This is a genomic window from Ensifer adhaerens (assembly GCF_013283195.1).
GTDB lineage: Bacteria > Pseudomonadota > Alphaproteobacteria > Rhizobiales > Rhizobiaceae > Ensifer > Ensifer adhaerens_G.
Genome location: NZ_JABEKT010000001.1, coordinates 2,878,000 through 2,899,695 on the forward strand (window position 1 = coordinate 2,878,000; position 21,696 = coordinate 2,899,695).

18 protein-coding genes, 1 pseudogene and 1 other annotated feature are annotated in these 21,696 nt (G+C 62.9%); of the genes and pseudogenes, 5 read left to right on the forward strand and 14 right to left on the reverse strand.

From position 1 onward, the window contains the following. Window positions 1-71: 71 nt before the first annotated feature. The 3 genes from ftsZ to LPJGGPFB_RS13770 all read right to left on the reverse strand — a co-directional run bounded on the left by ftsZ (window position 72) and on the right by LPJGGPFB_RS13770 (window position 3,407). A complete protein-coding gene (gene ftsZ / locus LPJGGPFB_RS13760; RefSeq protein WP_112810910.1) occupies window positions 72-1,112 on the reverse strand; it encodes a cell division protein FtsZ in 1,041 nt (346 codons plus the stop codon). 627 nt (window positions 1,113-1,739) lie between these two features. Then, window positions 1,740-2,348: a glutathione S-transferase family protein gene (locus LPJGGPFB_RS13765; protein WP_173420411.1), complete on the reverse strand. Its 609-nt coding sequence runs from the start codon at window positions 2,346-2,348 to the stop codon at window positions 1,740-1,742. Between the two features lie 261 nt (window positions 2,349-2,609). Beyond that, entirely contained in the window at window positions 2,610-3,407 is a 798-nt protein-coding gene (locus LPJGGPFB_RS13770) for an aminoglycoside phosphotransferase family protein (RefSeq protein WP_173420412.1), read from the reverse strand. Between the two features lie 192 nt (window positions 3,408-3,599). Here LPJGGPFB_RS13770 and LPJGGPFB_RS13775 point away from each other — a divergent pair, with 192 nt between their 5' ends. Then, window positions 3,600-3,896, forward strand: a complete 297-nt coding sequence (locus LPJGGPFB_RS13775; protein WP_173420413.1) for a hypothetical protein — start codon at window positions 3,600-3,602, stop codon at window positions 3,894-3,896. 73 nt (window positions 3,897-3,969) lie between these two features. Here LPJGGPFB_RS13775 and LPJGGPFB_RS13780 read toward each other — a convergent pair whose 3' ends face one another. The 4 genes from LPJGGPFB_RS13780 to LPJGGPFB_RS13795 all read right to left on the reverse strand — a co-directional run bounded on the left by LPJGGPFB_RS13780 (window position 3,970) and on the right by LPJGGPFB_RS13795 (window position 8,789). Continuing rightward, window positions 3,970-4,995, reverse strand: coding sequence for an ATP-binding cassette domain-containing protein (locus LPJGGPFB_RS13780; protein WP_173420414.1), 1,026 nt, complete (start codon window positions 4,993-4,995; stop codon window positions 3,970-3,972). Continuing rightward, window positions 4,983-6,734, reverse strand: a complete 1,752-nt coding sequence (locus LPJGGPFB_RS13785; protein ID WP_234902810.1) for an ABC transporter permease — start codon at window positions 6,732-6,734, stop codon at window positions 4,983-4,985. Before LPJGGPFB_RS13785 ends, LPJGGPFB_RS13780 begins: the two co-directional genes overlap by 13 nt. A gap of 29 nt (window positions 6,735-6,763) precedes the next feature. Beyond that, window positions 6,764-7,744 (reverse strand): ABC transporter substrate-binding protein, encoded by a 981-nt coding sequence (locus tag LPJGGPFB_RS13790; RefSeq protein WP_173420416.1) that lies wholly within the window; start codon window positions 7,742-7,744, stop codon window positions 6,764-6,766. A gap of 115 nt (window positions 7,745-7,859) precedes the next feature. Next, window positions 7,860-8,789, reverse strand: coding sequence for a peptidoglycan-binding domain-containing protein (locus LPJGGPFB_RS13795; protein WP_173420417.1), 930 nt, complete (start codon window positions 8,787-8,789; stop codon window positions 7,860-7,862). 250 nt (window positions 8,790-9,039) lie between these two features. Here LPJGGPFB_RS13795 and LPJGGPFB_RS13800 point away from each other — a divergent pair, with 250 nt between their 5' ends. Continuing rightward, window positions 9,040-9,507 carry a carboxymuconolactone decarboxylase family protein gene (locus tag LPJGGPFB_RS13800; RefSeq protein ID WP_173420418.1) on the forward strand — a complete coding sequence of 156 codons (468 nt, stop codon included), beginning with the start codon at window positions 9,040-9,042 and terminating at the stop codon, window positions 9,505-9,507. Then, window positions 9,507-10,364, forward strand: a complete 858-nt coding sequence (locus LPJGGPFB_RS13805; RefSeq protein ID WP_173420419.1) for a sigma-70 family RNA polymerase sigma factor — start codon at window positions 9,507-9,509, stop codon at window positions 10,362-10,364. The genes LPJGGPFB_RS13800 and LPJGGPFB_RS13805 overlap by 1 nt, the downstream gene beginning before the upstream one ends. Window positions 10,365-10,437: 73 nt before the next feature. Here LPJGGPFB_RS13805 and LPJGGPFB_RS13810 read toward each other — a convergent pair whose 3' ends face one another. The 3 genes from LPJGGPFB_RS13810 to LPJGGPFB_RS13820 all read right to left on the reverse strand — a co-directional run bounded on the left by LPJGGPFB_RS13810 (window position 10,438) and on the right by LPJGGPFB_RS13820 (window position 13,406). Continuing rightward, on the reverse strand, window positions 10,438-11,235 hold the full coding sequence (locus tag LPJGGPFB_RS13810; protein WP_173420420.1) for a DUF1194 domain-containing protein: 798 nt from the start codon (window positions 11,233-11,235) through the stop codon (window positions 10,438-10,440). Between the two features lie 252 nt (window positions 11,236-11,487). Next, window positions 11,488-11,724 carry a hypothetical protein gene (locus LPJGGPFB_RS13815; protein ID WP_173421042.1) on the reverse strand — a complete coding sequence of 79 codons (237 nt, stop codon included), beginning with the start codon at window positions 11,722-11,724 and terminating at the stop codon, window positions 11,488-11,490. 215 nt (window positions 11,725-11,939) lie between these two features. Beyond that, entirely contained in the window at window positions 11,940-13,406 is a 1,467-nt protein-coding gene (locus LPJGGPFB_RS13820; protein ID WP_173420421.1) for a SulP family inorganic anion transporter, read from the reverse strand. Between the two features lie 70 nt (window positions 13,407-13,476). Beyond that, window positions 13,477-13,532: a sequence feature (sul1 is cis-regulatory element that is thought to sense ions involved in sulfur or methionine metabolism; They are found in Alphaproteobacteria), on the reverse strand. Between the two features lie 157 nt (window positions 13,533-13,689). On the opposite strand from LPJGGPFB_RS13820, the pseudogene LPJGGPFB_RS13825 reads away from it, so the two are divergent. Beyond that, window positions 13,690-13,851, forward strand: a pseudogene (locus LPJGGPFB_RS13825) (RNA polymerase sigma factor SigJ); the annotation flags it as partial. Window positions 13,852-15,619: 1,768 nt separating this feature from the next. Here the strand turns inward: LPJGGPFB_RS13825 and LPJGGPFB_RS13830 are convergent. Then, window positions 15,620-17,143 carry a M81 family metallopeptidase gene (locus tag LPJGGPFB_RS13830; RefSeq protein ID WP_173420422.1) on the reverse strand — a complete coding sequence of 508 codons (1,524 nt, stop codon included), beginning with the start codon at window positions 17,141-17,143 and terminating at the stop codon, window positions 15,620-15,622. 340 nt (window positions 17,144-17,483) lie between these two features. Next, window positions 17,484-18,278, reverse strand: a complete 795-nt coding sequence (locus LPJGGPFB_RS13835; protein ID WP_234902812.1) for a transporter substrate-binding domain-containing protein — start codon at window positions 18,276-18,278, stop codon at window positions 17,484-17,486. Between the two features lie 247 nt (window positions 18,279-18,525). On the opposite strand from LPJGGPFB_RS13835, the gene LPJGGPFB_RS13840 reads away from it, so the two are divergent. After that, complete coding sequence (locus LPJGGPFB_RS13840) at window positions 18,526-19,446, forward strand: LysR substrate-binding domain-containing protein (RefSeq protein ID WP_173420423.1); 921 nt, start codon at window positions 18,526-18,528, stop codon at window positions 19,444-19,446. Between the two features lie 38 nt (window positions 19,447-19,484). Here the strand turns inward: LPJGGPFB_RS13840 and LPJGGPFB_RS13845 are convergent, their stop codons facing one another. Continuing rightward, entirely contained in the window at window positions 19,485-19,823 is a 339-nt protein-coding gene (locus LPJGGPFB_RS13845; protein WP_173420424.1) for a hypothetical protein, read from the reverse strand. A gap of 257 nt (window positions 19,824-20,080) precedes the next feature. Further along, the gene (locus LPJGGPFB_RS13850; RefSeq protein ID WP_173420425.1) at window positions 20,081-21,286 is read right to left on the reverse strand and encodes a TCR/Tet family MFS transporter; all 1,206 of its coding nucleotides are present in this window, start codon (window positions 21,284-21,286) and stop codon (window positions 20,081-20,083) included. Window positions 21,287-21,696 lie beyond the last annotated feature (410 nt).

Genomic DNA, 21,696 nt, shown 5'->3' on the forward strand with positions numbered 1-21,696 from the left:
CGGGAGGATCTTGATCGAAAGGCAAAACCTGCCGTCGCCGCTTTTCGGCGGCAACTCGGGCGCTCCTCGTGTTACTGCAGCGTGCGCGTCGGCGCCTGGCCGGGCTGGCCGGCCGATGCCGCCGCACCCGCCGGGTCTGCCGTGTTGCGCTGGCCGTCGAGGCCCGTTGCCACCACCGACACGCGGAACGTGCCGTCGAGTGTGCGGTCGAAGATCGAGCCGACGACGATGTCGGCCTCGTCGTAGACTTCCTCGCGAATGCGGGTCGCCGCTTCGTCGACTTCGAACAGCGTCATGTCCATGCCGCCCGAGATCGAGATCAGCACGCCCTTGGCGCCGCGCATCGACACTTCGTCGAGCAGCGGGTTGGCGATCGCGGCTTCCGCCGCCATCAGCGCGCGGCCCTCGCCGGTCGCCTCACCGGTGCCCATCATCGCCCGGCCCATGCCCTTCATGACCGACTTCACGTCGGCGAAGTCGAGGTTGATCAGGCCTTCCTTGACGATCAGGTCGGTGATGCACCCGACGCCCGAATAGAGCACGCGGTCGGCGATCACGAAGGCGTCGGCAAAGGTGGTCTTGGCGTCGGCGATGCGGAAGAGGTTCTGGTTGGGGATGACGATGACGGTGTCGGCTGCCTCGCGCAGGCGCTCGACGCCCTCTTCAGCCATCTGCATGCGGCGCTTGCCTTCGAAGCTGAACGGCTTGGTGACGACGCCGACGGTCAGGATGCCGGCCTTGCGGGCTGCCGCTGCAATCACCGGGGCAGCCCCCGTGCCGGTGCCCCCGCCCATGCCGGCGGTGACGAAACACATATGCGTGCCGCCGAGGTGATCCATGATCTCGTCGATCGATTCCTCCGCGGCCGCCCGCCCGACTTCCGGCAGCGAGCCGGCGCCCAGTCCCTCGGTCACCTGCGCGCCCAGCTGGATCAGCCGCGATGCCTTCGACATCGCCAGCGCCTGCGCATCGGTGTTGGCCACGATGAAATCAACGCCCTGCAAGCCCTCGGCGATCATGTTGTTGATGGCGTTGCCGCCACCGCCGCCGACACCGATCACGGTGATCTTCGGGCGCATCTCGGTGATCGTCGGCTTCTTGAAATCGTTCATGGCTTTGTCTCCTAGGGCGAACGCCGCCAAAACAACGGATCGGGGCGAATCGGGCAGCTGTTATTTTAGGAATTGAAAAAAGCCACGGAGAAGGCAAGAGAAAAGGGGAATGTCACTTTCCACACATGATTTGTAATTTGGCGTCACGGCGGAATTTCAGGTTGCCGGCCGGATCGCGCCGTCGGACAAATTAAGTCATTTTATCAGAGACTTGATTTATCTGCACCGCCGCAACCACCATTTGCCCCGGAGCGAACCAGCAGCACTCTCTTCTGGCTTCGACAGACCGAAAAGGTGCAGCACATCTCTTCCCGCTCCCTGTCAATTGGGAAACAGCGTCATCGCAGCACCCAAATGACGCAGACGCGAACTCCGAAATTGCGGCGAGGTTTTGCCCCTCACCCCAACCCTCTCCCCGCTTGCGGGGCGAGGGAGACCCGAGATTGCGGCCCCGTTTCAATCCCAGCACTTCTCCCATTCACTCCTGCTGGATGAAACGCTGGGCGCGCCACACGCCCCTTCTCCCCGCCTGCGGGGAGAAGTTCCCGGTAGGGGGATGAGGGGCTGAGCGGAATGCGCGGGACGACAGTCGCGGCGCCGGTGGCGGCAGTCGCGCCAATCTCCCTCCTAACCCGCAAAACTCGGCCGCGCCCGCACCCGCTCCAGCCAGCGCTGGACGTTTGCAAGATCGCCCGGCACCTCCATGCCGAAGACATCGCCGAGCCAGGCGCAGACGCCCGCGGTGATATCGGCGATCGAGAATGTCTCGCCGGCAAGGAACGCCCGGCCGTCGGCAAGCTCCCGGTCGAGCCAGGCCCATTTTTTCGGCACCGCCTGTCGCTCGGTCTCGGCAAAGGCAGGAAACTGGGTCAGCCTCTCCTTGAAGAAGGCATCGGAATGCAGCGCCACGTTGCCGATCGTGCCGAAGATTACCAGTTCGGCGCGCCGGTTCCACATCTCCACCCTGGCGCGGCTGACGGCGTCGCTGCCAAAGAGCTGCGGCTCGCGGTGCGTCTCCTCGATATAGCGGCAGATGGCGACGCTCTCGGTGATGACGGTGTCGTCGTCGAGTTCCAGTACCGGGATCTGGCCGAGCGAATTGAGCACCAGAAACGCCGGCGCCCTGTGCTCCGCCTTGGAAAAATCGACATCCACCATCGGCAGATCGATCCCCTTCTCCGCCATGAAGATGCGCACCCGGTACGAATTCGGTCCCATGCCCTGATAGAGTTTCATCGCTTCCTCCCATCGACTTGCGCGACACCACCGTCGCCCGTTCGCTGATCCCATCACTATGTCATACCAGTTGCTTTTAGCAACCAGTTTTATTTAACGTATCGGTTTACCTCCGGGAGAGAGGATAGACCGCGGGGTAAGGCAAGTCGGAAAGATATGATCAGCCAATCCAGCTGGGTCAGCCGAGTTGACCTGGGTCAACTGAACTGACCAGGCCATATCGGGCAAACGCATGCAGGCACATGCGAGCGGCCGCGCCACCTATGCCAGATTTGACAGGAGCTGATGTCGGTGGGCCTGGAACGCGGCCCGCTCCTGACGCCAGTGTTCGAGATGGCCGTCGCGCGCCAGCCGTTCGGCGACATCAGCTCCGAGCATCGAGACCATCGCCGCCTCGTCGCCCATGTGCTCCAGCACGGCCTCAACCATGGCAGGAAGTGCGGCGTCACCGGCGATGCCGTAGCTGTCGCAGAACAGCCGCAGGCGCGCGCTGCCGTTGCGCAGATCATCGAATGCTGCAGCAGCCATTTCGCTCGAATGAAACGACAGCGGCACGGTCCAGTAGGCGAGATAGGCAACGTCCCTCAACCTCGGCCCCGGCCCGGCGAGATCGAAATCGATGACCGCGGCCGGACGACCGTCGCGAAAGATCAGGTTGTAGGGCGCAAAATCATTGTGGCAGATGACCTCGTGGCGCGCGCTGTCCGGATACCGGAAAGCCCAGTGATCGGACGCTGTGTGGACGAAATCGACCGTTGCGTCGTGATAATCGCGAAGCAATCGGGCAGCAGCAACCAGCGCCTGCCCGTCCTGCCACAGTTCCGGCGCGCAGTCGGCCTGACCGTCGAGAAAGGCGAGTATCTCGCGCCCCTGCCCGTCGATCCCGAGAAACCGTGGTGACGCGCCGAAGCCCTCCGCTTCCAGGTGAAGCAACAGCCGGTGGATGCTGGCGCTTTGCGGCCCCATCCGCCGGCGCACGGTGTCGCCGATCCACACGACACCGGCATTGACGTTGCCGCCCGAAAGCGTCGTCGCTGCAGCATCCAGATCTTGGCTCATCGGCTCACCTCTCGCGCAACCCATGGCCGCGGCGAGAAGGTCGGCTGCCGGCGCGCCGCTGTCAATGCGGGGCGCATCGCACCGTCTCCAGCCGCCGACCCTCTGGTGTTGCGGGGTGGTCCGTTCGCATGCACACAAGCGGGTTGATTGCCGCCCGGCCACATGGTCTGTTGCCGCAAACAGGAGCCGCCCATGTCAATCAGAGCCCTCGCCCTTGCCGCCATTGCATTTTTCAGCGCCGGCGCTTCCCAGGCCGCCCTTGCCCCCAACTTCCAGCGCGCCAACGAGTTGACCGCCATCATCACCGCGGTGGCAGAGGCCGTGCCGAAATATCCGATCGACAAGATCATCAAGCAGGGACGTGATCGCTACGCGGTGATCGCCGGCGAGTGCACCGTCATCGCCCGCATCGTCGGCCTGCCGGCAAAGCCTGGGCTGGTCGGGCCGAAGCAGTTCAAGGTCGAGCTCGAAAGACCCCGCTGCGATTGATGGCTCTGGCGCCCCTTCGAACCGGCGCCGATCCCGCCGACATGCGGGCGCCATCAACGCCCGCCTGTCGCCCTCAAAGCCGCCAGGCGCTCGCAATCGCAAAATTCGCCTTCTGCCCGACGGGGATCGCGGTATCGCCATAGGCCTTCAGCGCCTGGCCGTCCGGCAGAGCCAGCGTCAGGGCGAAGCGTTCGCCCTCATAGACGCAAGCCTTCACTTCCAGCGCAATGCCCTCGGCATCGGGCCGCACATGCTCCGGCCGCACCAACACGTCGCGGTGAAGGCCGGCAGGCGCTGAGCCGATCACCTCGCGAAGCTGCGGCCAGCCGAGCACCCGAGGCGCATGCTCGGCCACGGGCACCTTCAGGATCGAGCCGCGGCCGATGAGCCCACCGACGACGGTGCCCTCGGGCCGTGCGTAGATGTCCGCCGGCGCCGCCAGCTGTACCAGCCGGCCCTCCGACATCACGGCGACGTCGGTCGCCAGCGCCATCGCCTCCGACTGGTCGTGCGTCACATAGACCATCGTTGCACCGGAGCGTTCGTGGAAGATGCGGAAGGTTTCCTCCATCGACTTGCGCAGATGCTGGTCGAGATTGGCGAGCGGCTCGTCGAGCAGCACCACGTCAGGCGACGTCACCAGGCAGCGCGCCAGCGCCACCCGCTGCCGCTGCCCGCCGGAAAGGGCTGCCGGCCGGCGCTCGGCATAATCGGTGAGTTTCACCAGCGCCAGCGCCTCGCCCACCTTACGCCGCCAGGTCTCGCCGGAGATGCCGCGCACCTTCAGGGGATAGCCGACATTTTCCGCCACCGTCATATGCGGCCAAAGCGCATAGGACTGGAACACCATCGCCATGTTGCGCTTTTCCGGCGGCAGCGCCCGCGAAGCATCCGATAACCGGCGTTCGCCGTAGTCGATCGAGCCGTCGGTCGGCTGTTCGAAGCCGGCGATCATGCGCAGCACCGTGGTCTTGCCGCAGCCCGATGGTCCCAGCAGCGCCAGAAACCCGCCTTCGCGCACCGTCAGCGACACGTTGGAGACGGCAGGCCGGCCGCCGCCGAAATCCTTGGTGAGGTGATTGAGGATCAGTTGCGCCACGGCAGCACGCCTTCCGGAAGGTAGTTTGCAAGGGTTTCGAGCGCCGCCATCAGGGCCATCACCATGATGACGACCAACACCGACAACGCCGAGGCGAGATCGGACGAGCCGCTGTCATCGAGATTGAAGATGGCCACGCCCAGCGTCTGCGTGCCCGCCGACCAGAGCAGCGCCGAGACCGTCAGCTCATTGGCGGCAATCAGGAACACGAGGATGATCGACGCACCCGCCGCCGGCGCCACCAGCGGCAGGATCACGTCGCGCATGCGCCGGAAGAAGCCGGCGCCCGACAGCCTTGCCGCCTCCTCCAGCGACGGGTCCATCTGCAGGAAGGCGCTCATCACGGGCTTCAGGCTGACGGCGAGGAACGAGGAAAAATAAGCAATCAGGATGATCCAGATGGTGCCGTAGAGCGAGACATTCAGGAGCGGCAGCGGTGCCGCAAAGGTCAGGATGAAGGCAACCGCCAGCACGATACCGGGCAGTGCATAGGGGATCTCGATCAGGATGCCGAGCGTGCCGGCAAGCACACCCTTGCGCCGGTTCATGAGATAGGCGGTCGGCGCGGCAACGACCAGCAGCCCGAGGGCGGCCGAACTCGCAAGGAACAGCGAATTGCCAAAGGCGCTCAACGTCATCGTCTGGCGAAACAGGATTTCCTCATAGGCGCGCAGCGACACCGTCTGCCAGGTGAGCGGCACGCCATAGGCCGGCACCAGCGAACTGGCGATCAGCGCCGCGAACGGTGCCACCAGAACCAGGAACAGGATCGCCGCCAACCCAAGTTCAACCAACACCCGGAAACGCCCGAGCGAAAAGGCGGCATTGGCGCCGGAAAGGCCGATGATGCGGTAGTCTTTGCCCGAAAGCGCCCGCTGCTGCAGGATCAGCCCCATGGCCGCGATCGCAGCAATCAGGCTCGACAACAGCGCGATCTCGCCGAAGGTGCCCGAGCCGAAGCTTGCAAGCCGCGTATAGATCAGCGTCGGAAGCACCGTAATCCCGGCGGGAATGCCGAGGATCGCCGGAATGCCGAAATTGCCGACACCGGAGACGAAGGCGATCGCCGCACCGGCGATCAGCCCGGGGGCGGCCAGTGGTGCGACGATATCGAGGAAGACGCGAAACGGCGATGCGCCGGAAAGCCTTGCCGCCTCCACCCCGTCGCGCGGCGAGGCCGAAAGCCCCGCCTTCAGCGCCAGGAACACCAGCGGCGCGTGCTGCACGCCGAGGAGCAGCGAAATGCCGAACAGCGAATAGAGCGGCTGCGGACTGCCGAGCGGCGGCGCGATGCCCAGCGTCTTCAGAAGCGGGCTTGCCGGCCCGGTCATCTCCACCCAGGCAAGCGCTGTCACCTGCGGCGGGATCATCATCGGCAGCATGAAGGCGAAGCTCAGGAAAAGCTTGCCCCTGATATCGGTAAGCGCCACGGCAAAGGCGAAAAGCGCGCCGATCACGACTGAGATCACCATGCCGCCCGTCGCCGTCAGCAGCGTGTTGCGGATGGCGGCATAGGTCGCAGGCTCGGTAAGCACGCCAATGGAATTGCCGCTGGCCAGGCCCGCAAAGCCGGCCTTCACCAGGCTGATGAGCGGCAGCGCGCAGAGCAGGAAAAGGCAGGCGAGCACGAAAGGCACGAGCCAGCGCGGCTCGCCGGCCGGCGACGCGCCCGGCTTCACCGGGCTCGTACGAGACACCCCCGCATTGGAAAAGCGCAGCCAGCGGGGCCGGCTGCGCATGGTTTCACTCTGTTTCGACATTCAGGCGATCAGTTCGTGCCGAAGATGCCGGAGAAGGTCTTGAGATCGGCGTCGGAGTTCTTCACGGCCGCCGCCGCGTCGATCGGCAGCACCTTGATCGTCTCGCGCGCCGGATACCCCTCGGGCAGCGCCACACCGTTGCGCGCCGGGATGTAGCCCATCTTCACCGCCGTCTTCTGCCCCTCTTCCGAAATCAGGAAGTCGACAAACTTCTTGGCGGCGTCAGGGTTCTTGGCGGTCTTCAGGATGCCGACCGGCTCGGTGACGGCGGACACGCCTTCCGCCGGGAATACGAACTCGACCGGCGCGCCCTTGGCCTTCTCGCGGATCGCCATGAAATCGACGATCATGCCATAGGCCTTCTCGCCGGTGGCGACAGCCTTCAGCACGCCACCATTGCCGCCGGCAGCCGTCGCGCCGTTTTCGGCCAGCGCCTTGTAATAGTCCCAGCCGAGGCCGTCGATGCCGGCGAGCGTCTGCGCGTGGATGAGTGCGGCACCCGAGGTCAGCGGGCTCGGCATCGTCACCAGACCCTTGGCGTCGGCCTTTGCCAGATCCTGCCAGCCCTCGGGCTTCGTCGAGGCCGCGGTGTTGTAGATGATGCCGGTGGTGATCATCTTGGTGGAGTAAAAGGCGCCGTCGGCGTCATAGAGCGCGGCGTCGTAGTTGGCCGCTTCCGGCGACTTGTAGGCGAGCAGCTGGCCCGCTTCCTTCAGGCGCTGCATCGTCACGGTGTCAGCGATGAGGAGCACGTCGGCAACCGGGTTGCCGGCTTCGATCTCGGCCATCAGCTTGGCCATCAGCTTCGTCGTGCCTTCGCGCACCCATTCCACCTCGACGCCGGGATTGGCCGCCTTGAAGGCGTCGACGGTTGCCTGCGCATCCTCGTTCGGCTGGCTGGTGTAGAGCACCAGGCTCTCGGCAAAGGCGGCGGTGGAAAGCAGCGAGGCGACAAGCGCACCGGCAACGACGGAGACAAACGATTTCATCGACATATCCTCGGTTCAAGATGGCGCCGAGGCTTAGTGCGGATGTTTTACAGCGGTGTGACAGGTTCGCTCATGGGCGTTCGCTCAAGTCCCGACCTGTGGATGCAGGCGAAGTTCATCGGGGCGTGGAAGGAAGGATGCCGCGGTAGCGCACATGCACGTTCGCCAACATATACAGGAACTCGCTATCACTATACTGCGCATAGTCGTAAACCTTGTAGACGCGAGCGAAATTCTCTGCCGCAAGCTTGGACTCCGGACCGAATATGTTGTCGACTTTACCAAAGTAGAAACCGAGATCCTTGAGATATCGCTGGATCAGACGAACGTCGGCCCCTGCCGCGTGAGCTTTCAGCTTCTCGAACTCCTCCTTTACGAACATGGACAGACGATCGTCGCTCTTCTTCGTGCAAAGCAACGTACAGCCGAGGTTCCCCACCTCGATCGCTGTGCTTATCGCATTCAGGATGAGATCGTAGTTGACGTGCGCTCCGCTCAAGGGCGCGGTGGCCACATTGAAGGACAGCATCAGGGAGGCAACCATCGACTTCACGGAAAAAGGGCTATTCAGGGAATAGCTCAGCACTTCGAAGACGCAACCGTCACCTTTGTAATCCGACGACAGATCAAGAACGCTGGCGAGATAGTCGCTATCGACCCCGCTGATCCGGTTGTTTTCGTCGTACCGAAGGCGCCCCTTCGCATCGTCGCTGCCATCCCCGGCGACCAGCACCTGGGTCGCTTCCAGAGAAAGCTCTCTGAGAGCAACCCCAATACGGCGCATGAGGATTGTGGCCATGACCGCCTCTGCCGCAGTCTTTTCCATTCCATGCGCGGGAACCAGGGCAGTCGCTTCGCCGATATACGCTTCAAGCGTGCCGAACGTAGCGTTGAACTCACCCTCTAGCCGACCGTACCAAAGTGGCGACCGCGCTGTCAGAGCAAAGCTCTGGCTTTCCAGTTTCCGCCAGAGCGCCTCGAAGTCATTGATTGTGAGCTCGAACACGTAGGGAATGTCCAAAGCAACATTAAATTCATCCGCCATTGGTTGCCTCCCGACGAACCCGGCACCGCCACCTGAAATAGAGTGCTCCCCAAGGTTACACTCACACATTGGCTGAGGGCGGCATAGCTATCCAAACGGGTTACAAGGCCGCGTCGGCGGCAACGGGCCATGCGTCCGTGCCCGCATCTGAACCCGCCAGGGCGCCTCCCTCAAAAAAAATCGGCGCGCATGTCACACCGGCTGATCCTGTCTCGTCATGGTATCGGAACCAACGAAAGGAAACGGAACCATGACTGCCAAGATCGACCTTTTCGCCGCTGCCCCGCAACTGATGAAGAGCTGGACCAGCGTGTCGATGGCCATCGCCGCCAGCCTCGAGCCCGATCTCATCGAGCTCGTCAAGATCCGCGCATCCCAGATCAATGCCTGCGCCAACTGCATCAATATGCACACGCAGGAAGCCCGCGCCAAGGGCGAGACCGAACAGCGCATCTACCTGCTTTCGGCCTGGCGCGAAGCCCCTTGCTATTCCGAACGCGAGCGTGCAGCACTTGGCTGGACCGAGGCGCTCACGCGCCTGTCGGAAGGTCATACCCATGAAAGCGCCCGTCAGGCGCTCGCCGAACAGTTCACCGAGGAGGACCAGGTGAAGCTCACGCTCATGATCAATGTCATCAACGGTTGGAACCGTCTGGCCGTCGGCTTCGGCCTGTGGATCGAGCCGGCAGCGGCAAAGTCTGCGCAGGCGGCCGCCTGATGGCGGGCAATGCCCACGAGGACGCAGCGGCGGGTTTTGACCCGCTGCGTCCGAAACTCATCCGTGTCGCCTATCGCATGCTCGGCTCGGTCGCCGACGCAGAGGACATGGTGCAGGAGGCCTTCATCCGCTGGATGGGGGCCGACCGCTCAGCTGTGCGCGAACCCGAAGCGTTCCTGCGCCGCACCGTCACCCGGCTCTGCCTCGACCAGCTGAAGTCGGCGCGGCTCAAGCGCGAGACCTATGTCGGCCCCTGGCTTCCCGACCCCGTCGTCGAGGAGGAGCCGGAGGAAGACGTCACCCTGCCCCTGATGCTCGCCTTAGAGCGCCTGTCGCCGCTCGAGCGCGCCGCCTTTCTTCTCCACGACGTCTTCGGGCTGGGGTTCGAGGAAGTCGCCGCCACGATCGATCGCGATCCCGCCGCCTGCCGGCAGCTCGCCGCCCGCGCCCGCACCCATGTGCGCGACGGCCGGCCCCGTTTCCAGGTCGAGCAATCGCGTGGGCTCGAACTGGCGCAGGCCTTCTTCACCGCTTCGCGCAGCGGCGACCTGAAGGCGCTCGGCGCCATGCTCGCCTCCGATGTCAGCATCCACGCCGACGGCGGCGGCAAACGCTCGGCCGCCATGCACCCGATCCTCGGCTTCGATGCAGTCATCAAGGTGCACGAGCAATTGGCCGCACTCTTCCGCAAGCACGGCTCCGATCTCGTGCGCGCCGGCTTCATCAACGGCCTGCCCGGCTTCGTCACCCGCGAGGCCGATGGCGAGCTGCAATCGACCGCGCTTGAGATCGAGGACGGCAAGGTGGTCGCGATCTACATCGTGCGCAACCCGGACAAGCTTGGACATCTGCATTAGCAGATGTCCGCCAGCGGCATGAAGCCGTTGCCCTGATGCACTCACACGCTCAGGCGCCAATTGCTGCACCGGCCTATTGCCCGATGCGGCGCTCCTGCATCTCTTCGCCGACGAAACAATTGTAGCCGGCTTTGGCGTCGACGCGTCGCACAAACGGCTCGGATCGCTGAAGCCGGGCAACGTTCGGCCCCCGTATCTCGACGATCAGCTTGCTGAGGATCGCCTCCCCAAAATCGCTCGTATCCGAGACTTTCAGGAGAAAGGCGCCGTCTCCACCGATCACGCAATGCTCGTAATAAGCGTCGAGATCCGGGATCGATTCCAGGTCCCGGCGTGGCAACAAGATCGGCAGTCCGTCGATGACGATGCCCTGGGCGACAGTCGAGTTGCGGGCGACGGGCGCCGGTACGCCGGAATTGTTCGGCCCGTCCCCCGAAATGTCGATCACGCGGCGCACACCGCGAAATGGGCTCAAGCGGAAGAGGTGTCGGGAAAACGCAAGCGCGTTGGAAATCGAGGTGAAGGATATCCGCCGTGTCGGTTGCCGTTGCAAAGTCTCGGAAAACTGGCGGGCGGTGTCGACGCCGTCGATCAGCGTCCAGGGCAAGACCTGCACGGCTGAGCCACCCCACTCGACATAGGTCACCGCGATCCTGCCGATCGGCCCGCTCCGGATGGCAGCGACCAGTTCCGGCTGAAGAAAGGCATCCACATAGCCTTGGCGCTGCAGCTGCTGCTCGTCGATCTCCATCGAATAGGAGACGTCGACGGCAAGGACCAGCTCGAGATCGACGTCAAACGAGGACCGCTCGGCGGACGTGCTGCCCGCCAGGAGACCGACGCAGACAAGAAGGGCGCAGTGCAGTTTCATCGCGGTCGCGAGCCCGTTGCGCGATGATATTACGCCCGTTCGGCGCGCTCGCAATGCGGGGGCGGCGCGCGCTCCATATCGTCGAAGGCGTAAACCACATGGAGCTTCACGACGGTGAGAAATACGTCGACCACGGCGGAACGGACCGCGCACCTCAGCTCGCGTCCGAAGGCCCAAGCCTGGTGTCACCCCTCATCGAGAGTGTTCAGGCCGGCCGTCAGACTGCGGCCTGTTCGGCGTCACAGGAAGGCTTCAGGAAGCCGAGAATTTGACCGTTACGCCGCGCTGCCGAAAATACGCCTGCATGAGCTTCCGGCCGGAACGGTTGTTCTGCACGAGCCTGGCCGGGTCGAATACAGCCTCTTTCAAACCCGCCCGCGTCAACGCGGCCTTGAGCGTCGCGATATGCACGTCGATATCGGCATTGTCCGCCTGGAGCGATTCATAAATCCGGTTTGTTGCATCTGCTACGGTCGGTTCGCTCACGATTACACTCCTGTCATTGCCTGGCTGGCGCTTACCACATTTTTCGGCTTGACCCTATTGTGCTGAAAAACGCCCACGTCAATGGGTGGCGGCAAATTGGAGGATTGCGCCCGCCTTCGAAAAGGCAAGCACCGGAAGCATACCAGCGGGAACCGGCCCCTTGCGGTCGAAACGCATTGCAGCTTCGCACCGGAAGGGTCTTTTGTTCGGGGCGGAAATCAGATTTCCTTGAGTTTCGCTGGGCTGTCGAGGCTTCCGATCAAAGTTGCGCTTGCATCATTCAACCCCAAGACAGTGGTTGCGATATCGTGGGCTCGAAAACGATCTACGACCTTGTCGAGCGCCGCCACTGCCGTGATATCCCAGAAATGGGCCTGCGAAACATCGATAACCACGCTCGTGCCCTTGGCTTCTTCGATATCGAATGCGTCGATGAAGACATCGGCCGAGGCGAAGAACACTTGCCCTGATACGCGATACTTCACCTGCCCGCGACTGGCATCGGTCTCTGTTTCCACCTTCATCAGGCGGGCAACCTTGAAGGTGAAGAACACGCCGCTCAAGAGAACGCCGATGGTGACGCCGAGAGCAAGGTTGGCGCTGAACACCGTGACAACAACGGTCACCACCATGACGGCGCTGGACATCTTCGGGTGAACGACCAGCGTCTTCAACGACGACCAATCGAACGTATCGATAGACACCATTACCATGATTGCAACGAGGGCAGCGACAGGAACCTGGGAGACCCATGGCTTCAACAGAACCATAAGGACGAGCAGGAACGCGCCGGCGAATAGCGTGGAAAGTCTTCCCCGTCCGCCATATTTCACGTTGCTGACAGTCTGGCCGATCATGCCGCAGCCAGCGATCCCTCCGAACAGGCTCGCGGCCGTGTTGGCGATGCCAAGGCCCGCACATTCCCTGTTCTTCGAACTTGGCGTGCCCGTGAGATCGTCAACAACACTTGCCGTCATCATCGATTCCAAGAGGCCAACCATGGCTATGGCAAGTGCCGGGCCGGCGATGATCGTCAGCGTCTCCAGCGTCATCGGCACGGCGGGCCAGCCAAAGACCGGCAGGGAATCGGGCAATTTTCCGAGATCCGCAATTGTCATGACCGGCAGCTGCAAGGCGATCGATGCGACTGTCAGGACAACAATGCAAATCAACGGGGATGGGATGGCGGTCGTGATCCTCGGTACGAGGTAGATGACTGCGAGGCCCGCCGCCAGCATGCCGTAGGCAAGCCAGTCTCCCCCGACAATATGCGGCAGTTGGGCTGCGAAGATGAGGATTGCCAATGCATTGACGAAGCCCGTCCGCACGGATCTCGAAACGAAGCGCATCAGGACCCCGAGACGGAGAAGCCCGAAAACGATCTGGATCACCCCGGCAAGCAGTCCGGCGGCGAAGAGATAAGCAAGTCCGTGAGCATGAACCAGGGGTGCCGCGACAAGGGCGACCGAGCCCGCAGCGGCAGATATCATTGCCGGACGGCCACCTGTGAAGGCGATGACGATGCCGATTATGAAAGAAGCAAACAGGCCGACCTGCGGATCGACGCCTGCAACGAAGGAAAACGCGATAACCTCTGGAATCAGCGCGAACGTCGCGACGGCCCCAGCGAGCATTTCGCGCATGGGATTGGCGGACCAATCCCGGCGGATCGAAGAAAATTGCATCTGAAGAGTTCTCGCAAAGCATGGCGAACGCGCTCTGCTGAGCGGTCGTTTGAATGGCATGCAGGTTTTGCGTGGTCTGGCGGATCGGCGGCCAGAAGAGCCACCCGGAATTTCACCGGGTCCGTGGTGAGTAAATTCGTAATATCGCAAACTTTCTGCATTGCAATATGAAATTGCAATGGCGGCGATCGGCGCGAAACGGCCGTTCACACGATGAACGGCGGCTTCTCCATTGCGTATGGGTCGAGGCAGGAACTGTCCGGCTACCGCCAATCGGCGATCAGGCGAGGACCTGGTGCGCGCCGGCTTCATCAACGGCCTGCCCGGTTTCGTCACCCGCGAGGCCGACGGCGAGCTGCAATCGACCACACTCGAGATCGAGGACGGCAAGGTGGTGGCGATCTATATCGTGCGCAACCCGGACAAGCTGGTGCATCTGCACTGACGCCGATTGCGCCCAAGTGCGGCTCAGCGGACTGCGGCCGGTGCCGGCGGCGACCCGTTTTACGATGAGCGAGAGCCGGGTCAGCGTCACCGCATGGAACGCACGTCGTTGCCAGTGCTGTGGCGTATGGCGCTGGGCCGATCTGGCGGCTCGACATTGGTGAAATCGGCGACGGCGGAGCAACCATCGACCCGCCTGTTCCCGACTTTTTGGCAATCTGGTATGGTTGCGTGCCATGAGCTTGAGCGTAGGCCATTCGCCATCGAAACGACGAGATGGGTGACGACAGGCCAGGGTAACAGCAGGCACGAGGGCACTTTCGGGGCCACTTCAATGTCGCCATCGCCATCCATCGCAACGCTCGACACCAGAGCGCTCAGGCAGCATTCCGAAGCGCTTTTCAGCCGCTGCCAATGGTCACGGGAGCAATTGCTGTCCTTCCAGGCGACGCAACTGCAATCCATGTTGCAGCACGCCATCCATTCCTCGCCCTATTATCGCGACACCATCGGTGCCCTCGTGGCGCGGGAGGCGGCGCTCGCCGCCTTTCCGGTATTGAACAAGCACGCGCTCATGGAAAACTTCGACCGGATCGTCACCGACACGAGGCTCGACCGACATCAGGTCGAGCGGCACCTCGACGGCGACGATCCGGGAAGCCTGCTGCTTGGTGAGTTCAGCGTGGCCGCCACCGGCGGAACGACGGGCGAGCGCGGGATCACCGCGTTCGACGGCGCTGCCTGGCTGGCTGCGATCGCCACCATGGTGCGCTTTCAGAGAATTATCGGCATCGAGGAAACCACGCGGAGCATGGCGGTCTTTGCGTCGTCCCCTGTCCACATCTCCCATAGGATCGGCGCCGAGTTGCGGGCGATCCGGCCCAAGGCACCCGGGCTGAACGTGCTGATGCCGACCGAGACGATCGTCGAAACGCTCAATGCCTATCAGCCCGAAGTCATTTCGACCTATCCCTCATTCGTACGCGTGCTGGCCGCTGAGCAGGAGGCCGGACGGTTGCGGATCAGGCCAAGGCTATTTCGCACCAGCGCCGAAACGCTGACGCAGGATGTGCGCGCTATCGCAGCCGAGACCTGGCAGGCGACCGTCGCCAACAGCTATGTCTGCACCGAGGCCGGGCCGATGGGTCACGAATGCCTGCGCGCCGATGGCCTGCATCTCGCCGAAGATGCCTTCGTCTTCGAAGTGGTCGATACCGACAATCGCCCCGTCGCTAACGGCACCCAGGGCGCAAAACTGCTTGTGACGACGCTGACCAACCGCACGCTGCCATTGGTGCGCTACGAGATCTCCGACATGGTCACCATGGCAAGCGAACCCTGTCCATGCGGCCTGCCCTTCTGGCGCATCGCCTCGATCGCCGGACGCCGGGAGGAAATGCTTCGTTTCGCCAAACGCGGCGGCGGCACGATCGATGTCCACGCGCACCGCCTGCGCTCGCCGCTGACGGGCACGGCCGGCGTGCGGCAATTCCAGTTCGTGCCGCTGCCCGACGGGCTGGAAATCAGGATCTCGGTGTTTCCAGGGATCGTCGCCGATGCCGTGAGCAGGAAGATCGAGGACGCGATCCGCGCGACGCTCGACGCGGTCGACGCCCAACCTTCAATCCTTGCCGTCAAGGTGGTCGACGCCATCGATCGCTCGGGCGCCGGGGCAAAGGTAAGGCTGGTGGCAACAGCGGCCGCGCGCTCCCCGGATAAAAGAGATAACACCCGGCGCTGCGTCGTCTGCAGCCCCGGCCACCGTTGCGTCACGCAATCGCACTGGCGGCGACCGCCACGTCGTTGTCCAGCGGATAGACCGGCCGGCGGACGCGTCGGTACGTGCGTGCGCCGATATTGGCGGTGCTCAAACCATCGGCGTCGACCTCGATGATCTCTGATGCGATCGGGCCGAAGGCGGCGCGGAAATGCTGCTGCGACTTGACGACGACGACGTCGTAGGTCGCGGGCTCGATGCCGACGGCGCGAAAGAGGTTCTGGTCGAGCAGCTGCTGGCGCTCGCTCGAAATCAGGATGTCGATGCCGGAGACGCGGAAGCGCACGCTTGGGCCGAGAGACGCCGGCAGGCCCTTAAACATCGGCCCTTCGAAGATGATCCGCCCGTCGGAGATCGCCTGCACCGTGCCCTTGACCCGGACCGGCCCGCCGCCGACGGAAGGGTCGATCTTGCAGCCGAGCGTCACCTCGCGCTCGGCCCCGAGCCCTGCTTCGATCAGCTCGGCAACGACCGCCGGGTCGCACATCGCCCCGAAGGCGGCATTGGTGACACCCGCCTGCAAGAGGCCCGAGAGCAGGCAGGTGGAATCGCTATAGGCGCCGCAGCCGGGATTGTCGGAGAAATCGGCGATCACCAGCGGCCCGGGCTTGCGCTTGACTGCCAAATGTTTCGCGATGGCGCCCGGCAGTGCCGTCAGCGGCAATTGTTCATCCTGGTGTTCGCGCCGCTGCCAGATCTCGTCGCAGAGCCGCTCTGCATGCGCGATCGCATCGGCGTCAGCCACCTTCGCCTTGTCGTAGCAGATGACGGCCGAAGGGCCGGTGTTGTGGATGTCGGCGTCGTAGAAGCCGGCATTGATGGAGGTCGCGAGAATACCGTCCTCGCGCGCGATCGCATCGGCGATATCAAGCAGCTCGGTCATGGCGCAGGCATGGGTGGTGCGGCCGTCGTTGCAGCCGTTGATCATCGGCGGCTGGCGAATGGCAATGGCGGGCGCGATCTCGCGGCGCATCGCCGCTTCCAGCAGGGCCCCCGCTTTCGTCGCGCATTCCGCCATGTCCACATGCGGATAGGTGCGGAACGAGACGGCAATGTCGAGAAGGTCAGCCATCTCAGGCGCCGAATTGGCGTGCAGGTCGAAGGTGGCGGCAATCGGCAGGTCGGACCCGACAATGCCCCTCACCACCTGAAGCAGCTGGATCTGCGCGTCGTCAGATGTCTCCGTGCACATGGCGCCGTGAAAGACGATGAAAACGCCGTCGAGCTTTTCGCCCTCAAGCGCTGCCGTCACGTCTGCGACGAAGCGCAGGCGCGTCGCCTCATCGATCCGGCCACCGGGCTCGGCCCGGGCCGCCACCGTATAGACCGGCTCCCAGCCAAAACGGTCGCAACAGTCGATGAAGCCGCCGATTTCCGAATTGGTGCCGCGGCAATTGTCCTCGATCGCCGCCCCTTTGAAATAGTGGCACATCTCGAAATCCTTGAAGCCGGTCTTCAGCTTCGAGAACGTGTTGGTTTCCTGGTTGAACTCGAGAACGGCGACCTTGAAGCTCATGGCATGCACTTTCATTCGGGGAATGGGAGAAGATCGAAGAGACGGGCGCCGGGGAAGCGCGAACACCCCGGCGCCGCGCCCGTCGCATGTTGCGCCCTGCGTGAAACGCAGCACGCGACATGCGAATTCCTTGGGAGAGGCTTGCCGCTCACAGTTTCCTTGTGAGGCTGCAGCTCATCCATCACCCAGGAGAGACCATTGAAGTGCCGACAGCGACTATAGTTGCGAGCGGTTGCCGCGATGTCCCTTCTCCCCGCACGCGGGGAGAAGGTGGCCGGCAGGCCGGATGAGGGGCTTTAGTAAACCAGGCCACGAAGCTCGCCTGCCCGCCCCTCGCTATCTATCGGAAATATTCGCTCGTGCTCTTCGGCCGGGCCATGATGTCGAAGTCGAAATACTGCTTGCGGATCTTGTCGTAGGTGCCATTGGCCATGATCGCCTCCAGCCCGCCGTTGAGCTTGCCGAGCAGCTCTTCGTTGCCCTTGCGCACCGCCATGGCGTTGCCCTGCGCCGTATCGAGGATGAAGCTGTCGCCGACGAAATCGCAGCAGCCGCTATCGTCCTTAGCCAGCCAGTCCGTCAGCGCCATCTGACCCTCGAGGATCAGGTCGAGCCGGCCATTGGCCATATCGAGGAACACTTCGCTGAGTGTCGGGTAGAGCTTGACCTCGCTGTCGGGGAAGAACTCCTGCAGCGCCTCGACGGCCACCGAACCGGACTGCGTGCCGATCACCTTGCCCTTCAGCGCTTCCGGCGAAACGTCTGTTAGCCCCAGGTCCTTGCGAGCAATGAAGCGCATGGCGTTGAAGTAATAGGGCTTGGTGAAGTCCACTTCCTTCTTGCGGTCCTCGTTGATCGCCATCGAGGCGATCATCACGTCGAATTTCTTGGCTTGAAGTGCGGGAATGATGCCGGACCACTCATTGGTGCTCCACACGCATTCAACCTTGATCTCGGCGCAAACCGCCTGGCCGATGTCATAGTCGAAACCTTTGATCTCGCCACCAGCCGTCACATAATTGAATGGCGCATAATCGCCTTCCGTGCCGATCGAAAGCTTGTCCGTCGCAAGGCTCGTGCCGGCCATGGCGCAGGCGAAGAAAAGTGCTGTCGCACGCATGAACTTCTTTTGCATGTCGTTCCCTTTGTCATCAGTCTCGGCGCCTCCGGGTTATCGCCCGCAAAGCCGCGCATCGGGCCGGACCCAATGTCGATTTCGCCTGCCAATCCCTGAATTTACTGCCGATCGTTGTTGCGTTTTCGCTTTATTATTCGTCGACAATGGGCGACGTTCCCGCGCTTCGCAATGCCAAAGAAATAATCCCAGACATCTAAAGAATTCATATATGGTGGCGCGGATCGACCGCCTTCCGGAGAACCCCATGCGCGATCTGCCAAGCCTCAAATCCCTGCGCGCCTTCGAGGCGGCAGCCCGCAATGGCAGCCTGACGGCGGCGGCAAACGAGCTCTGCATCGGCCAGGGCGCCATCAGCCACCAGATCCGCATCCTCGAAGACAATCTTGGCCTCAGCGTCTTCATCCGCAAGCAGCACGGCGTCGAGCTGACGCCCGAAGGCGCCCTGCTCTTTGCATCCTGCAACCGCGCCTTCGACGATCTCGAAGGCGTTGTCCAGCATATCCGCCCGCGCAACACCCAGAAGATCCTGCGCGTCAAGGTCGGCCCGTTCTTCTCGATGAAGCTGATCGCGCCGCGCATTTCCGCGTTCCTCAGCGAAAATCCGGGCCTGCAAATCCACCTCTCCCATCTCGAAACCAACACGCCGGCGACCGGCACCGCCGACGTGATCATCGACTATTGCCTGCACCCCCCGCCCGCCCGGTTTTCGCAGCGGCTCCTGCGCGAGCGCCTGGTGCCGGTCTGCGGCAGCTCCATTTGGCAGGCACAGGCCGGCAAGCACGACCTTCTTTCCGGCAACCGCCTGCACTATCGCGGCCTGCAGGAATGGCAGAGCTGGATCGCCTCCTCCGGCCTGAGGCTCCCGCCCAGCCGCCAGGACCTGATCTTCGACGACCAGCACATCATTCTGGAAGCGGTGAAGGAAGGACAGGGCGTCGCGCTGATCGACCGCACCATGGTGGAATACGAACTCAGATCCGGTCAGGTCCGCCTGGTGCACGACCACTTTTACGAACCCAACGAGACCTACCAGTTCGTCTGCCAGGAAGAGCTGTTCCGCACCAAGCCGGTGACGAAGAGCTTTCTCGGCTGGCTCCTGCAGGAAATCGACGACCGCCAGCGGCGCTATGCCGAGATTGCCGCGGCCGCCGGCTCTTCCCGTTAAGCCGCTCACGTGCCCAAGAACGGCACAATCCCATGCCTTCAGAGGCTGCAACCCGGATGCTTGTAGAGGTCCGCCTGGGAGAGATCAGGTGGGCATTGCGTCTTGGTGCCGCCGCTCTGGCCGCACGCCGCAGCCTTGATCTGGGAAATCGCGGAGTATTTGCCCTGGGAAACATGCACCCGCACGCAAACCTTGGTGCCGGCGTTCCACCACGTATTGTTGCCGCCGACGTCCTCATAGCCGCGCGCCTGCATTTCGCTTTCAGCTCCCGGTGCGCGCGCGCCCACGAGATCGGCGACGTCGGACGGGGATTTGGCGAAAGCACCTGTTGCGAATGTCAGCGATATCGCCGCGAAAATCAGGGTTTTGCTAGACATGCGATCTGTCCTCCACAGTGGCGCCTACGGGCTCTTGAACTTGCGCCTGCAACGCTCAAACCAGCTTGAAGCAATCGTCCGACAAAAGCCGGAACGGGCGATGGCTATCCGCCGCCCATGCGACGGCGGCAAGCCGTTTGGCCGTTGCGGCGTGACGCGGTTGAACCAGACGTCGAAGCCGTCGAGGTAAATTACCTAGCACTCATGTGACGATCGGGAAGTACGTAACTGTTAATTGTAACCATATGAGTTCGTAATCACGCCACACCCGGTTCGCCCGCCACCGCCGGCTTGCGCCCCAACCGCAAGCCGAAAATCAACGGCACGGCGATCGCATAGACAACGACGACCGACAGCCAGATCGCACCCGGCCATTGCTCCCTGACGGCGAAGTAGAAGCTCGAGAACGCCAGCGGGCTGACGATCGAGGCAAGGCTCACCACCGACGCCAGCACGCCCTGGAACTGGCCTTGTTGGCTGTCATCGACTTCTCCAGTCGCCAGCGCCTGCAGCGCCGGCACGCCGATGCCGCCGAGCGCGAAGACCGGCATGATCGCGAAGATCATCCAGCTCTCCGTCGCAAGCGCCATGACGATAAGTGCTGCGCAGACGCTGGCGACACCGGTCAAGATGGCCGCGCGCTCGCCGAGCAGCTTGACGGCCGGACCGGGGAGAAAGGCCTGGGCAAGGGTCTGGCAGACGCCGAAGGTGCCGAGCGACAGCCCGACCCAAAGCCCGTTCCACTGGAAGGTATCGCCGCCCCATAGCGCCCAGCAGGTGCCGTAGGCCTCGCCGGTGGCGCTGAAGATGAAGAAGATGACAATGATTGGCATCAGGCTCTTCACCGAGAAAACCCAGCGCAGGGGCGCAAGCGGGTTCAGCGCCGAAAGATCGAGTTTCTCCCGGCTGGGCGTGCGCGATTCCGGCAGGATGAACAATGCCAGCAGCAGGTTGCAGCCGTTGAGGACCGCCGCCGCGATGAAGGGCAGCCGTAGCCAATGATCACCAAGAGCGCCCCCAAGAACGGGGCCGATGATGAAACCGATGCCGAACATGGCGTTGAACAACCCGAAGCGGCGGGCACGCTTCTCCTCAGGCGAAATGTCGGTGATGTAGGCCATCGCCACGGAGATGTTGGCGCTCGTCAGTCCGGCAATGGCGCGGCCGATGAACAGCACGAGGAGATTGGGCGCAAAGGCCAGCAACAGGTAGTTGATGGCAGCGCCGCCAAGCGAAATCAGGAGCACCGGCCGGCGGCCGAGGCGATCGCTGAGCGCACCGAGCACCGGCGCGAAGACGAACTGCATGGCCGCGTAGAGCGCGGTCATCACGCCGATATAGGGCGCGACGTTGTCGGTGTGGGTCACCTCCTTCAAAAGCGAAGGCAGGATCGGGAAGATGAGGCCGATGCCGACGGCATCGAGCACGATGGCAATGAAAATGACGATAAGGGGCCTGGTCATGGCACGCTCCGGCAGACGCAAGCATGCGAACGCCTTCAAGCGCCGATAGCTCGCGATCAGGGCTATGCACAATTCCCCGCTTCGGATCGATTCCGGCGGGAATTACGCAGCGAGTTTAAAGGCTTGCAGCGAATAGTGCGCCATAGGTGAAGCGCGACGCTACAAGGTGTGTCAGTTATTGATTTTGGGAGCCGCTGGCCGATCCCTGCCCAAGAGCGCAGGGATGACATGTGCTTGACCGCCTGGACGCCAATTCGTCCACCTGTTTACTCCGCCACTGAGCGGATCAAGGGAAGCGGTCGCTTTTCGCGACGACCGACAATTACGCCGATCGGCCACGCGCGACAAGTCTCTTTTTTCGAGGGATCGATCACGATTGCCCGGCTGCATTCAGCAAGCCGTGACGCATC

Excerpts from the sequence above, each read along its gene's own strand:
- LPJGGPFB_RS13770 (WP_173420412.1), bottom strand. The coding sequence starts at position 3,407 with ATGAGCCAAGATCTGGATGCTGCAGCGACGACGCTTTCGGGCGGCAAC.
- LPJGGPFB_RS13820 (WP_173420421.1), bottom strand. The coding sequence starts at position 13,406 with ATGCAATTTTCTTCGATCCGCCGGGATTGGTCCGCCAATCCCATGCGC.
- LPJGGPFB_RS13785 (WP_234902810.1), bottom strand. The coding sequence starts at position 6,734 with ATGCGCAGCCGGCCCCGCTGGCTGCGCTTTTCCAATGCGGGGGTGTCT.
- LPJGGPFB_RS13790 (WP_173420416.1), bottom strand. The coding sequence starts at position 7,744 with ATGAAATCGTTTGTCTCCGTCGTTGCCGGTGCGCTTGTCGCCTCGCTG.
- LPJGGPFB_RS13845 (WP_173420424.1), bottom strand. The coding sequence starts at position 19,823 with ATGTCTAGCAAAACCCTGATTTTCGCGGCGATATCGCTGACATTCGCA.
- LPJGGPFB_RS13830 (WP_173420422.1), bottom strand. The coding sequence starts at position 17,143 with ATGAGCTTCAAGGTCGCCGTTCTCGAGTTCAACCAGGAAACCAACACG.
- LPJGGPFB_RS13840 (WP_173420423.1), top strand. The coding sequence starts at position 18,526 with ATGCGCGATCTGCCAAGCCTCAAATCCCTGCGCGCCTTCGAGGCGGCA.
- LPJGGPFB_RS13795 (WP_173420417.1), bottom strand. The coding sequence starts at position 8,789 with ATGGCGGATGAATTTAATGTTGCTTTGGACATTCCCTACGTGTTCGAG.
- LPJGGPFB_RS13800 (WP_173420418.1), top strand. The coding sequence starts at position 9,040 with ATGACTGCCAAGATCGACCTTTTCGCCGCTGCCCCGCAACTGATGAAG.
- LPJGGPFB_RS13775 (WP_173420413.1), top strand. The coding sequence starts at position 3,600 with ATGTCAATCAGAGCCCTCGCCCTTGCCGCCATTGCATTTTTCAGCGCC.
- LPJGGPFB_RS13835 (WP_234902812.1), bottom strand. The coding sequence starts at position 18,278 with ATGCAAAAGAAGTTCATGCGTGCGACAGCACTTTTCTTCGCCTGCGCC.
- LPJGGPFB_RS13850 (WP_173420425.1), bottom strand. The coding sequence starts at position 21,286 with ATGACCAGGCCCCTTATCGTCATTTTCATTGCCATCGTGCTCGATGCC.
- LPJGGPFB_RS13810 (WP_173420420.1), bottom strand. The coding sequence starts at position 11,235 with ATGAAACTGCACTGCGCCCTTCTTGTCTGCGTCGGTCTCCTGGCGGGC.
- LPJGGPFB_RS13765 (WP_173420411.1), bottom strand. The coding sequence starts at position 2,348 with ATGAAACTCTATCAGGGCATGGGACCGAATTCGTACCGGGTGCGCATC.
- ftsZ (WP_112810910.1), bottom strand. The coding sequence starts at position 1,112 with ATGAACGATTTCAAGAAGCCGACGATCACCGAGATGCGCCCGAAGATC.
- LPJGGPFB_RS13805 (WP_173420419.1), top strand. The coding sequence starts at position 9,507 with ATGGCGGGCAATGCCCACGAGGACGCAGCGGCGGGTTTTGACCCGCTG.